This is a genomic window from Sorangium sp. So ce295 (assembly GCF_051527405.1).
GTDB lineage: Bacteria > Myxococcota_A > Polyangia > Polyangiales > Polyangiaceae > Sorangium > Sorangium cellulosum_B.
The window spans coordinates 6,078,834-6,091,741 of record NZ_CP150324.1; the positions used below are offsets into that span (position 1 = coordinate 6,078,834).

At 69.5% G+C, this 12,908-nt stretch carries 11 protein-coding genes; 4 read left to right on the plus strand and 7 right to left on the minus strand.

All coding sequences use genetic code 11. From position 1 onward, the window contains the following. Nucleotides 1-8: 8 nt before the first annotated feature. Nucleotides 9-1,385, plus strand: coding sequence for a DUF5939 domain-containing protein (locus WMF11_RS22930; protein ID WP_437978919.1), 1,377 nt, complete (start codon nt 9-11; stop codon nt 1,383-1,385). Nucleotides 1,386-1,564: 179 nt separating this feature from the next. Here WMF11_RS22930 and WMF11_RS22935 read toward each other — a convergent pair whose 3' ends face one another. The 3 genes from WMF11_RS22935 to WMF11_RS22945 all read right to left on the minus strand — a co-directional run bounded on the left by WMF11_RS22935 (nt 1,565) and on the right by WMF11_RS22945 (nt 3,907). Further along, on the minus strand, nt 1,565-2,605 hold the full coding sequence (locus WMF11_RS22935; protein ID WP_437978920.1) for a DUF4419 domain-containing protein: 1,041 nt from the start codon (nt 2,603-2,605) through the stop codon (nt 1,565-1,567). Nucleotides 2,606-2,737: 132 nt separating this feature from the next. Then, nucleotides 2,738-3,205, minus strand: coding sequence for an HD domain-containing protein (locus WMF11_RS22940; RefSeq protein ID WP_437978921.1), 468 nt, complete (start codon nt 3,203-3,205; stop codon nt 2,738-2,740). A 342-nt stretch (nt 3,206-3,547) separates the two neighbouring features. Then, the gene (locus WMF11_RS22945; RefSeq protein ID WP_437910584.1) at nt 3,548-3,907 is read right to left on the minus strand and encodes an SLOG family protein; all 360 of its coding nucleotides are present in this window, start codon (nt 3,905-3,907) and stop codon (nt 3,548-3,550) included. A gap of 45 nt (nt 3,908-3,952) precedes the next feature. On the opposite strand from WMF11_RS22945, the gene WMF11_RS22950 reads away from it, so the two are divergent. The 3 genes from WMF11_RS22950 to WMF11_RS22960 all read left to right on the plus strand — a co-directional run bounded on the left by WMF11_RS22950 (nt 3,953) and on the right by WMF11_RS22960 (nt 6,714). Next, nucleotides 3,953-4,408: a hypothetical protein gene (locus WMF11_RS22950; protein ID WP_437910585.1), complete on the plus strand. Its 456-nt coding sequence runs from the start codon at nt 3,953-3,955 to the stop codon at nt 4,406-4,408. A 661-nt stretch (nt 4,409-5,069) separates the two neighbouring features. Then, a complete protein-coding gene (locus WMF11_RS22955) occupies nt 5,070-5,459 on the plus strand; it encodes a hypothetical protein (RefSeq protein WP_437910586.1) in 390 nt (129 codons plus the stop codon). 106 nt (nt 5,460-5,565) lie between these two features. Continuing rightward, nucleotides 5,566-6,714, plus strand: coding sequence for a hypothetical protein (locus tag WMF11_RS22960; RefSeq protein WP_437978922.1), 1,149 nt, complete (start codon nt 5,566-5,568; stop codon nt 6,712-6,714). A gap of 607 nt (nt 6,715-7,321) precedes the next feature. Here WMF11_RS22960 and WMF11_RS22965 read toward each other — a convergent pair. The 4 genes from WMF11_RS22965 to WMF11_RS22980 all read right to left on the minus strand — a co-directional run bounded on the left by WMF11_RS22965 (nt 7,322) and on the right by WMF11_RS22980 (nt 12,593). Beyond that, nucleotides 7,322-9,085 (minus strand): CotH kinase family protein, encoded by a 1,764-nt coding sequence (locus WMF11_RS22965; protein WP_437978923.1) that lies wholly within the window; start codon nt 9,083-9,085, stop codon nt 7,322-7,324. 367 nt (nt 9,086-9,452) lie between these two features. Then, nucleotides 9,453-9,860, minus strand: coding sequence for a Kazal-type serine protease inhibitor family protein (locus tag WMF11_RS22970; RefSeq protein ID WP_437910589.1), 408 nt, complete (start codon nt 9,858-9,860; stop codon nt 9,453-9,455). A 390-nt stretch (nt 9,861-10,250) separates the two neighbouring features. Further along, nucleotides 10,251-11,021, minus strand: coding sequence for a response regulator transcription factor (locus tag WMF11_RS22975; protein WP_437910590.1), 771 nt, complete (start codon nt 11,019-11,021; stop codon nt 10,251-10,253). A 411-nt stretch (nt 11,022-11,432) separates the two neighbouring features. After that, nucleotides 11,433-12,593 (minus strand): alpha/beta hydrolase family esterase, encoded by a 1,161-nt coding sequence (locus WMF11_RS22980; protein ID WP_437910591.1) that lies wholly within the window; start codon nt 12,591-12,593, stop codon nt 11,433-11,435. Nucleotides 12,594-12,908 lie beyond the last annotated feature (315 nt).

A 12,908-nucleotide genomic window follows, 5' to 3' on the forward strand; every position in this document is an offset into this window, starting at 1 on the left:
GAGCAGCCATGGATACCCACCGTCTGAAGACCCTGTTCGAGCGGCTCAGGCAGCAGCACCCCGTGAACGCAGGCGAGATCGACGCGGTCGAGCGATGGCTCCACGACGCGCCGCTGATCCGTCGCTACCGTATCAACCCCCACGTGGTCGCGGCGGACACCGCGCTCGACGCGCACGCGGTCATCCGCGTCCTGCTGCACGGCACCCAGACTGGCCTCTTCGACATGCACTGGGACGTCCACTGCAGCCATTGCAACATGCTGGCCGAGGCGATCGACGACCTCGCCACGGCCACCGCCGTCTCGTTCTGCCCGATGTGCGAGTACTCCTTCGACGTCGACATCGCGGCGCGCGTCGAGGTGACGTTCTCGCTCGGCCGCTCCATCGAGGACCTCGGTTTCCCCCCCGTTTGCCAGCCGCCGTCGGCGCTCCACCCCCGCTATGGCATCACCGCCGCGCTCGGCGAGACCGCGGCGGCGACCGAGGTGCTCCCCGCGGGCCGCTACCGCTACTTCTGCCCCTTGACCCGCGCCAAGGGCATCCTTCGCGTCGAGGGTGAGCCCACGGACGAGGTGCAGGTCGTCGCGATCTCGCAGCTCGCGGGACCCCGCTATGACGTGACGGAGCTGGCGGTGCGGCCCGGACCGCTCAAGATCGCGCTCACCAACGTCGGCTGGCCGCAGTGCGGCTTCATCGTTCATCACGATGTCCTGAAGGACGAGCTCGATCCGGCCAGCCTGCCGCGGCGCCTCAGCGGGCTCGAGCTGCTCCACGTGCCGGAGTACCGGCGCTACTTCGGCGGCATGGTGCTGTCGGCGCGGGAGCGGCTGACGGTCCGATCGGTCCTCGTCGTCTTCACGGATCTGTGCGGCTCCACGCGGCTGTACGAGCGGATCGGCGACGCCCCCGCGTACAACCTGGTGCGCGATCACTTCGACGTCGTGATCGGCGCCGTCGAAGCTCGGGGCGGCGCGGTGGTCAAGACCATCGGCGACGCGGTCATGGCCACGTTCCTGGACGAGCGGTCCGCGGTGACGGCGCTGAGCGCCGCCATGCGCGGGATGCTCGGCCACAACGCCGGCCGGCCCGAGGGCGAGCGCCTGGTGCTCCGGGCGGGCATGCACCGCGGCCCGGCGCTGCTCGTCAACCTGAACCAGCGCCTCGACTACTTCGGCCGCACCGTGAACACGGCGGCGCGCCTGCTCGGCGTCTCGGCAGGCGGCGAGCTCACCGTCTCCGCGCCGCTCGCCGCCGACGCCGAGCTCGTCGGTCTGCTCACCGATGAGGGCTGGACGCCGCCGCGCGCCTCGCACGTCGATCTGAAGGGGATCGAGGGGACCCGCACCGTGCATTCGGCGGGCTTTCCCGGCATGGCCGCGCGCTGACCCGCGCGCGTCTCCGACGAACCGGACCCGCTGGCGAGCGCACAGGGCCGCAATGCTCGGGAATGGCTTGCCCATGAACATCGATCCAACCGCATCCGGTATGAGCGTCACCGTGGCGAGGGAACCGCAGGATCCAGCGTGTGACGTAGATGCTCATGGTGCCAGGCCATCACCCATCGTCATCGCTCGCCGATCGCCCAGCCGATCGCCGGCCTGACGGCCCCGGTGGTCGCGTCCTGCGAGACGCCCGTGAAGCCGCCCATGAAGACCATGGGAATCTTGGCTCCCAGGTATTCCCACGTGAAAGGGGCGGAAGAAAGCCCCTTCGGAAAGTCGTGCATGGCCGGGCCACCGCCGACCTCGGCGCTCAGACCTTCTTCCCAGCGCATGGCATACAGGTTCGGGGACGGTTCGCGCCTATTTGTCCCAGCACCCTGCCCCTCGACATAGGGGAAGAGAACGTTGATCCAGCCGTTCACATAGGGTCCACCAGACTGGTTTTTTTGCTTGTAGAAGGACTGCCAGAAGGCGCGATCCACGTCGCCGCGCGCGGTCCGCACGATCCGGTCCAGCACGGGCAACAGCGTCGCCGTCCAGCCAGTCAGATCGAACTCGCTGAACATGTCGGCTCTTCTCCGGATCGACAGCCAGTCGTCCACCGTCCCGAGGAGCGTGATCTCTGGGATGCCGCTGAGCGAGACGGCCAAGTAATCGAAATATCGCTGCATGGCGTCGAAGAGCACGACCTCGGACGCGGCTCGTTCGATGGCACCGGTCGTCGAGAAGTCCGCCACGACGAGCTCCCTCGTCTTGCCGACATGCTCCCCGATGCGACCAGACAGCTCGGAGAACATTGCCGGCCAGTCATTCGAGGGAGAGCCCTTGACGAAATCGTCGCGACGTACGGAGATGGTGAGCCTGTCGTCGTGGCTCACGAACCGGCAGCGCAGCGCCTCGGCGTGGAGCTTGACATGCGTCGCGAACCCCTGCGCGAGACAGAGCCAGACGTCGTCCGGCGACAAGACGAGCGGGTAGTGCCAATAGAAGGCCAGGTAAACTGCCTCGACGAACCCGTGAGCTCTCGACTGAATCAGACCGGGCAGGTTGCACGCGGCGGCTTCGAAACCCCGCTCCGACCGGATTTGAAGCGACTCTTCGAGCGTGATGGAGGGTCGTCCGCTTTCGCAACGCTTTACGTCCGAGACCGCAAATGTGATCATGACGTCATCCTTCTTCCTCGTGAATCGCCAGCGGCATCTCTGATGTCTGCCATCATGGTCGCCCCAGGTCGCGGTGCCCTCCGAACGCTCGGCTGAGCCGCGGCGAGAGGCGCCGGCGGATCTATCCGGGAGTCAGCGCGTGTGCCAGCTACGTTCCAGTCGCAAGTGCCCTCGTTCAGCGATCCTCTCGAAGCAAGAGTCGAAGGGGATGAACAGGCCCCAGCGATCACGGCCGCCGCGCGCCGCGGCTTCCAGAAGCACTCGTTCCTCCAGATCCGGCGCGCGCACTCCCTTCCAGAGCTTGTCGGCCAGGGCGATGATGAGCTCCTCCAGTGTAGAGGCCATCTGCTGCCAGCGCGCGTGCGACAGACACACCCTCGCGAGCGCCGGCGTGACGGAAGCCGCGAGGAGCATTCGCTCGCCTGCGGGTTCGTGCTCGTTGCCAGGCCCCGTGAGCTCTCGAGGGTGCTCGATCTTGCCGGCGTCATGGAGCACCACGCCAACCCGCACAAAGTCCTCGTCGATCGGAATGCCCTGCTCGCGGAAGAGAACGATGAGCAGATCCGCCGCTTCCCCGACGAGCTCGACGTGCAGCAGCAAGTGAGGCGGAGCGCCCAGGGTCGCGAGCAGCGACCTCGCGTCATCGCGGGAGGCGGGAAACATGAGACGTCTTGCCCTTCACGCGTCTGGACGACCTCTGGTGCGGTTGGTTCAGCAACCGGGCGGTGAAGACATCGCCGTGGCATGCGGTGACGCGCACCCAGACAAGCTCCGGACGGCGATCGGTGAGCCGCGGCCCGCCGTCGTGAACCAGGACTTGCAGGTCGTCCGGGTGGTCGACGTGAAAGCGGCCCTCAAGCCTCGGGTGCTGTCGCCAAGCTGCTGTCATGTCCCGGAACCTCTCCTCCGTTGCGCTCCTGCCAGCCGCGCCCTCCGTGCCCCTCACTCCACGAACACGCTCACCTCGACACCAGCCGCCTTCGCCAGCCCGACGAGGTGTCCCGACCCGCGGCTCTTGTCGACCGCCGGATGAAACACCAGCACCCGCACTACCCCGCTCGCAAGCATCCGCTCGTTGAGCCCCTTCCAGGCACCACGCTTGTACTTCGCATAGTCCGCCTTGTTCTTCGCCATCGGCTCCACGTCGAGCCCCAGCTCGGCTGCGACGCGCCCGGCGAGGGCGTCCGCGCCCGGCGAGTCGCCGTGGATCACGGTCGCCCCTGCCGGGAGCTTCGCCAGCTCGCGCCGGATCGCATCCAGGTTGGTCCACGCCACAGCGCCGGCGACGATCACACGCGTCATTCCGCCATCCTACCCTCGAAGCGCGCGGAGCGGGAACATCAGGATGTGCACACCCCCGGCTGGTCCTCCCGGCGCAGCACCCGCCCGCCGAACCATCCGCGCGGGCAGGTCGACGTCGATGCGGTCGACCTGCCCGCGTTCGGGCTCGCCGACGATGTGCTGCCGTTCAGCGGCGACGTGCACGCGCACCGCAACCACCAGCTGCTCTACGCGAGCCCGGGCGTCCTGCACCTCGAGGTCGGCAGCGCCCACTGGATCCTGCCGCCGCAGCGCGCGGCGTTCATCGCGGCCCACTTCATGCACCGCGCGCACGCCGCGGCGCCCGTCGCGCTGCGGACAGTGTGCCTGTCGCCGCGGCTCACCCAGGTGCCGCTGCCTTCCGGCGACCCGCAGGGCGAGGAGCGCGTCGACTGCCACGTCTTCGCGGTGACGCCGCTCGCGCGGGAGTACGCTCCCGTGAACTGGGCGTCGAACACGACGACCTCGCGCCCGGTGTCGTAGTAATACGAGCGCGTATCAAAGCCGGCGGCGTCCGACGTGAACGCGGCGAGCCGCGCGGCCGGCGCGCCGGTGGGGCCCTCCACGGGCACGCCCGGGCCCGCGGCCTCCGAGGCGCAGGCGGCGAGGGCAGTGAACGAGGCGAAAGCGGCGGCGCGGATGAGCTTCGACATGGGGGGTTCCTCTCTCGATGGCATCGCGGGGCGTCCTGCCCCGGAGACGGGGGAGAAGATGCGGAGATCGGCGCTGGCGCGCTTCCTTCCAGAAGCCAATATTTTGCTCGTGCGCGCCAGCGGCGTTCAGGCCGTCGTGCGCAACCGCTGTAGGCCGCCTCGGCGCCGTCGGACCGGCCTCGACCGCGCCCGGCCGACACGAAGATCGCCCTTACAGAAGCGGCATAGCCCTGTAGTATCGTCCCCATGGGGGCGGCTCATGGGACAGGGGTGCGACGGCCGGGCGGCGCACTCGACAGCCCAGCGGCGACGGTGCTGGACGGGGCCACCCTGAACGCCATTTCATCGAGCGACGGGCTCATGTCTCTCCACGGTCCAAGACCGACCGCACATATCTCCATCGGAATCTCAACGACCTCGTCACCGAGGCTCTCCCCGGCCCCGTACCGCCTGAACGTCGAGGGGAGCCCTCTCAGAGCAGGAGAACGTTGATGGCCGACTCGCTCAACCCGTACCAGGATTTCGCCGCCTGCCACCCGAAGCTGCGGGAAGCGGTGTCTGAGGTCGTCGCCTACTGGGAGCCCGATTCGGCGCCTGTGACGGTCGTCTTCGGCCGCATCGGTCGTGCGCTTGTCCAGCTTGAATCCGACCTCGATGACACCACGCTTGATGAGGTTTCGCGGCTCGTGGAGCGTTCGCTGTCAGGAAGTGGCCCAGAGGCAGATGCGGTCGCGACGGGGCTCCTGGAGGCCATCTGCGCCCGCGGCGTCGATGCCCCTGCCGCCGTTGCGCGCGTCGTCTCTCATCTGGGACCCGATGCGCGCGCTTACATTCGGGCCTGGGATGCCTTTACCGGAACGACGACTCCGGGCGTCACGTAATCGTGCTGTTAGCCATGAATGTCGGGGGACCGCGCTGTGCCGCCGGCGTCACCGCTTCACGCCACGAGCTCGCCTGTCGACGGCGGTCGTGGTAACGCTGCTCCGCATGGCGAAAGCCGCGCGAACGGCGACGAAGAGCGGGACGCGCTCCCCGCAGGGGCGCCGTCGCGTCCGCGTGTACACGGCATGGCACCCGGTGCTCGTCGCGCTCCTCGAGCACGTGCTGCCCGCGGGCTGGTATCAGTGCATCTCGGAGTTTCAGCTCGCGCGCGAGCCGCTCCGCGTCGACCTCGTCATCCTTCGGCGCCGGCGGCGCGGCGCCCCGCCCAGACCGAGCCTTCTCACCAGCGTCGTGGGCGGGCTGGCCGAGCACACCTTGGTGCACTTCAAGGGGCCGACCGACGAGCTCGAACGCGATGACGCCCGCATGCTCCTCGCTTACGCGCTGCAGTACCTCGTCGTTGCAGAGATTGAGGACCCCGCCTCCGTCGCCCTCCGCGTGCTCGCGCCCCGCCTGACCCCGCGCTTCGTCGAGGCGCTCAGGTCGCTCGGCTGCGCGCTCACGCCCACGGGACCGGGCACGCACGAGGGTCGGCTCTGCGTCTTTCCGCTGCGGGTGGTGGAGACGGTGCCGGCGAACGCTCGCGAGGGCGACCATCTGCTGTACACTGTGACGCCTGGGATGGTCGCCGACCCCGGCGGGATCCCGGCGCTCTCCCCTGCGGAGATCGCGGTGTTCTGGGCGCTCTTGGAGCATGTCGAGCAGCTTCGACGTCCGCTCCCGGGGCAGAGGAAGCGGCACATGAAGGACGAAAAACGGGTGGTCGAGAGCTTCGAGAAGGTGCTCAAGCGCCTCGTCGCACGGGTGCCGCCCAAGCAGCGGCTCGCCGGGCTCGCCCCCGAGCAGCTACTCGCCGGGCTCGCCCCCGAGCAGCGGCTCGCCGGGCTCGCCCCCGAGCAGCGGCTCGCCGGGCTCGCCCCCGAGCAACGGCTCGCCGGGCTCGCCCCCGAGCAGCGGCTCGCCGGGCTCGCCCCCGAGCAGCGGCTCGCCGGGCTCGCCCCCGAGCAGCGGCTCGCCGGGCTCACCGAGGCGCAGGCGGTGCTCGCCCTGCCGGACGCGATGCTCCGCGCGTTGTCCGCGGAGTACATCGCGACGCTGCCTCGCGAGACGCAGGCGGCGATCCAAAAGCGCCTCGGGGCAGCCTCGCGGCGGCGCCCGGCGCGTCGGCGAAAGCCGCGCAGCCCTTCGAGATGACGCCTCGACGCCGGAATCGGCGACGGCCGAGGCGTGGTTCGTTCTTTCAGACCATGCGCCGACCGTGCCATGAGCGATAGAGACGCCCGCTGAGGTCGTCCTCGGCTCCATGCTGCCGGGGTTCGACTTCGCGGCGCAGCAGCTGCTCGACTTCCAAATCTCCGTCCTCGCCCTGCCCGTCATGCCGTGGGTCTTCATGGCGCTCGCGCTCTTCCCCTCCGTGGAGCGGGCGAAGCTCGCGAGCGCGCTCGCCCTGCTGAGGCAGCTCGTGTTCTATCTCTCCCTGATGTGGCTCTTGCCCAGGATCGCCGGGGTGAGCGGGGTGTTCTGGGCGAACGCCGCGATCGACATCGCGATCTTCGTGCTCGTGATCCCCCTGATCGGCCGGGAGTTCCGGAGGCTCGACGGGCGGGGCGCGGAGGCGAGCGCCCCGCCGAGCGAGGCGACCGCCGGGCGAGCCGCGCCCGCGCGCCGGACGCGCGGCCTCGCGGCGCTACGCCGACGGGTCGGCCACGCGACCCACGAAGTGCAGCGCCCGCGATCGCGGGGACAGGTCGGCTATCCGTGGCACAGGACTCTTTCGCCCTGTGCGGAGACGGCTCGACCCTCACTGCTCGAGGTAGAGGGCGACCTCCGCTGTCCGTCCCTTGGCGTGGGCGATCAGCGTGGCGAGTCCGTTCTCGAAGTCCTCGGGCGTCGTGAGGTGCGTGTGCCCCTCGATCTCGCCCTCCGGCCCGACGACGTACGGCGCGATCAGGTCGTGCGCCGCCTTGAACCACGCCTCGGAGGCGGCCGCCTCGTACTCCTCGGTGGCGGCCTGCGCCACGTAGCCGCGGTAGACATCGAGATAGACCGGATCGTCGAGCAGGAACCGGACGAGCGGCCATTGCTCGGTCACCTCGGCCATCGAGAGGGACAGCGCCGTCATCCCGATGGTCACGCCCGCGTCGGCGTCCGAGAACGCGAAGGTGTGATCCCAGGGGATCCACGTGAACTGCCCGCCCTTGTTCGGGTCGGCGTAGAGATAGTAGTTGTGCGGCAGGCGGCCGTACACGTCCCAGTCCTCGATCACCGCGTTCAGCGCGAACCAGTGCAGGAAGCCGTCGACGTCGAAGCGCGCCTCGAGCCCCGCGCGCCACGCGGCGGCGTCGGTCCTGTCGGCGTGCAGCGCGTCGAACAGCGCCCGCGCGTCCGAGAGATCGGTGTCGTCCTCGTTGTTCTCCTTGACGATGGTGTCGGGGTCCCACGTCTCCCACCGCGCGCCGGTGCCATCGGGCTTGTAGAGGTTGCCCTTGTGGCCGCCGAAATGGGTGTCGAGGAACGACTCGTCCGACGGGAGCTCGATGCCGGTGTACAGCCCGAAATAGACGGGCCCTTCCCCGTGATCGACGAAGACCCGGTAGAACGCGGTCGCGGGCGCAGGGATCCCCGCCTTGGCGAAGATGTCGGTGCCGATCTTCTCGCGCAGGAGCGAGGGATCCAGGTACCCGCTCGCGAACGACATCGAGTCGAACCCGTAGAAGCGCTGGTTCTTGGTCTCGGGATACTCGTCCTCGAATCGGTCGAAGTTGAGGCGCAGCGGCAGCTTCCAGTTGCCCGCGTTCCAGGGCAGGAGCAGGCTCGAGTTGCCCTTGAAGCGGACGCCGACGTGCTTCCACTGCCGATCTTCGGTGGCGACGTCGCACTCGACGTAGACCGGCGTGCGCGGGAGCAGCTCGACGCTGCTGATGAGCCCCGGATCGCCGCCCCCAGGGCCGGGCGGCATGCAGGTCAGCTCGCCCTCGACGTCGGTGCACACCCCCTCGGTGGCGGTCCCGAAGATGTCGATCGTGCAGTCGGCGTCCGCCGCCAGCCCCTCGCAGGCGGCGATCCAGTCCGGCGGCGGCACGAATTCCCCGGGCTCCTGCGGGGGCGGCTGGCAGGTCAGGCCGCCGGGGAGCTCCGTGCACGCTCCCTCGGTGGCGGCCCCGAAGAGGTCTATCGTGCAGGCGTCGCCGGCCACGAGGCCATCGCAGGCCGTGACCCACTCCGGAGGCGGCGCGAAGGGACCGCCCTGCGAGCCGAACTCGCCGGCCATGTCCGTCATGTCGTCGACCATCTGCTGCCACTGCTCGGGCGTGATGGTGATGTCGATGCGGGCAACCCGGTCCTGCGGGAACGCGGCGGCGTAGTCCGGCGGCTCCGTGGGGACGCCGCCCGCCCCGCCGTCGCCCCCTGCGCCGTCGCCTCCCGCGCCCTGCCCCCCGGTGCTGCTGCTCGCGCCGGCGCCCGCCCCGGTCGCGCCGGGGTCGTCGGACGAGCCGCAGCCCACGAGAGGCGCGGCCGCCAGCGTGGCGACAGGCAACAGGCAACGAAGAATTCTCAAGGTCATCGATCGCTCCTCAGCTCGCGTTTCGGGGCGATATTATGTCAATTCTGGATCGATCGTGTGACGAAACCTCGCGCCAGAAGCGTGCGGCATGCCGTCATCGGCCAGATCGGCCCGAGGCGCAGGGCTGGCGTGAGGTGGAACTTTCCGCATCGATCGCGGTGGATTCTTCCATTCATGATGCAGCGGAGATTTCCACGTTGGAGGAGGGCGGCGCAGGCGCGCCGCGCGCCCTCCCGCGGCGATCGCGCAGGCCTCTCCGCTCCCCTGGGAGAGCGAGGTAAGTCGACATCGACGCGGGAGGACGGCGAGAGCTATCGAGTCGACGCCGCGGGGGGACGCGGCACGTCAGGCCCCCCGCGGCGCGCGATCACGAGGGCGCGCCGCACTTGCCGGGCGACGCGACGGAGACGCCTGCCGCGTTCGCGAAGCATGCATTGCTGTACGTCTTGCCGTCGCAGCCGCAAACGGGATTGTACACCTGGGTGCACGCCTGCGGGATGGGCGCGCAGACGCCCGTCTGATCGCCCGCGCCGCACTGCGCCTTGATGTCGTAGTCACAGAAGGAGCCGCGCTCGCACGCGATCCCGGCGAGGCCGCCGCAGACGCCGCCCTGGTGCCCGCCGCCTCCCCTCACCTCACTCGACTCGGAGTCGATCGATTCGGGCGCATCGTCGGCCACCTCCACCTGACAGCCCCCGGCGAGCGGGGCCATGGCGAGCGCGAGCCAGACGACGGATGCCATGCGACTGGCCTTGAACCAAGCCTGAACGTTCATGATGTTTCCTCCAATGTCGCCTCGCCGCTCCCGGCAAAGCGATGACCGTGCACGAGCCTTTCCCCTGGAGAGAAAGGGCGCCTTGCGCCGAGCGCGAGCGCGGCGCGTGATCCCTGTCATCCCCCTGTCGATCGGTCGGCGAGCATGAGAGTCAACTCGACGCGACCTACGTGCGATGAGACGTCGAGCCGACGGTCGCAGCGCCGCGGGGGCACAGTCCCCTTGGCAGGAGTCAGGCCACACGTCGGGCGGCGCGGTTTCCACGGCGGGCACGCCCGGCTGCGGCGTCAGGGGCCGCCCGGATCGGGCGAAAGCTGCGCAACGTGAGCGAGGGCTGGCGCGACCTGCCCCCGCAGCGCGGCCTGCGCGGGCGCGCGCTCGCGTCGCCCCTCAGCCCAGGAGCCCCCGCTCGCCCAGCCACAGCGTCGCCCCGGCGCGGCTATAGATGCCGAGCTTGTCGTAGGCGTGGGCGATGTGGTGCTGCACGGTCTTCTGGGAGATGTCGAGGACAACGGCGATCTCGCGGTTGGTCTTGCCGACCCCGACGAGCCGCAGCACCTCCAGCTCGCGCGCCGTGAGCGCCCTTCGTGCTCGGACGGGCCGAGCGCACCCGCCGCCGGCGCGCTCTCCGCTCGGAGGAGCGCTCGGAACGGGATCGGTGGCGAGCAGGTAGTTGTACGTCGTCCCGCGCCCCCCGGCGAGGCGATGGGTCCAGATCGGGTTGGCGCAATAGAGCTCCAGCATCTCCTTCGTGTACCCGATCACGAAATGCTCGAAATACGGGTGCCAGGCCGGGAGGTCGTGAACTCGAAATTCGACGCCGGCGTCCCGCAGCGCCGCTTCGGAGCGGCTGTCGGTCTCGGAAAAGTAACGATGCCAGAGGGTGGGAATGGCCGTGACCAGCGAGGACATCCCCGGATCTCGGACGAAGCGCTTCAGCGGGCCATCGACGAGCGCCCAGCGCGCCGACTCGGCCCCGAGCTCGAAGAGGGCGTCCTTGCGGTCCGGATAGAAGCGCCGCACGAGCTCGTCGTGGAACGTGAGGAACTCGGGCAGCGGAACCAGGCTGCTGGCCGTGATCGGCTGCCTGAACCACGGGTGGCTCAGCGCCATGTCGCGAAAGAGGCCGCGCCACGCTTCCGAGCCGAATCTCCGGCTCACCAAGGTTTTCCGCGTCAGGATTGTGGTTCCGCTGACCTTCATGGGAAGCTCGTTGACGCCTCCCGCTGGACGACGAAACCGCTCGGGAGGCAGGCTCCCAAAGTATCACTCGCCACGTCGAACGATCAAGGCGTCGGCCACCAACGCGCGAGTTCGCGTGTCACGCCGCAGCTACGATCACGCGGTATTCGCGCATCGGCAGCAGATTCTTCTGATGGCGCTGCAGGCCGACAGACCGCGCTGTGGGATGCGCAGCGTCATCGCATCCCACAGCGGGTCGCACCTCGATGTCAGCGGAGTCGCTCGAGCGTGGAGGCGGGTGTGGGCAGGACGGCGACGATCGAGGGACGCCGTGCACGGGAGTGGGGGGACGCGCCGCGTCGAGCACGCAGAGCGCGCGTCAGGAAGAGGCTACGGCATGGTGTGCCGCTTCAGGACCGGCCAGCCGACCGCGGCGTTGCCGTAGTCGTGGCCCCCTCCCTGCTTCGTGCAGAGGGCCACTTCGACGCCGCCCTCGCAGTTCGAGAAGGTCGAGCAGCCCTTGCTGTCTTCGGCCGATGGCGAGCCCGTGCACTTGTTGATCTGGCCCCACTTCTCGAGGGTCGATTTCGCCCCGAGGAACGTGATGGGCATGCCGCTCACCACCGCGGAGTATCCACCGGCGTAAGGCACGATCGGATCCCCGGTGCTGCGGAACGAGATCACGGTGATGGGGCGCGACGGCTTGCAATCGGCGATGTTCTCCTGCAGGAGATCGAAGGCGGCGGGCGCCACGGCGGCGAACGTATCGGCCGCGTGGCAAGCGAGGTAGTGGGACATTCCACCTCCCATCGAGAAGCCGACCGCGTAGATGCGCTTGGGGTCGATGCAGGCGGTCTCCTGGATCTGGGCCACCATCGCCTTGACGAAGGCCACGTCGTCGGTGTTCTTCACGCAGCAGGGCCCCACGTTCCAGGCGCCGCCCGAGGGGCCGGCGAGCCCTGACGGGAAGGCCATGATCACGCCCTCCGGGTCGGTCTGCGCCGGATACGGCGAGCCCGATCGCTCCGACGGGCCAGAGCCGCCGAGGGGGTGGAGGTCCACCACGAGAGGCACCGGCTTGCTGCCGTCGTACGCGGCAGGGACATGCAGGACATAGCTGCGGTTCGAGCCGCCGACCGTGATCGTCTTGTTCGTGTCGCCGGCCCTCAGCGCGGTCGACGGGCAGGTGATGGGCTCGCCGCCGCCCGCGCCGCTCGTGCTGGCGCCGCCACCCGCGCTGCTCGTGCTGGCGCCGCCACCCGCGCTGCTCGTGCTGGCGCCCGCGGCGGGGCCGCCTCCGCCGCCGTCGCCGCCGGCGCCGCTCGTGCTGGCGCCATCGCTGCCGGTGCTGCTGCTGGTCGAGCCCGTCGTGCCCGCCGACACGCTCCCGCTGCCCGAGCTGCTGCTCGTGCTGGCGCCCGCGGCGGGGCCGCCGCCGTCGCCGCCGGCGCTGGTGGTCCCATCGCTGTCACCACCGCAGCCCCAGAGGGAGATGCCGAGCGCTCCCAGCACCAGAATCAGCTTCGGTAAACTCGTTCGTCCGTACGTCATTGGTCAGCACCTCTGTCCGGTGGGTTCAAGACCGCCATCCGGTGCTCGGGCCACGTCCTCGGAAGCGCGAGACAGCGCCGCCCCTCGTCTTCCCGGCTCGCCGTCCGTGGTCACATCACCCGATGCACGCGGCTGTCATATCCGAGGTCGCCGGCTCGAGGCATGGGCATACTGGCCTATGCCTCGGCGCCGCAGCCGCTCGCCGCCGCGCGCGGTCCCGGGAGCATCTCCAGGCGTTCCTGGAAGGCGCAGAGCGCGCTGGTCTTCCCGGAAGGGCGCCGGAGGCCCGGGCACGGTCGATGATACGGCGACGTG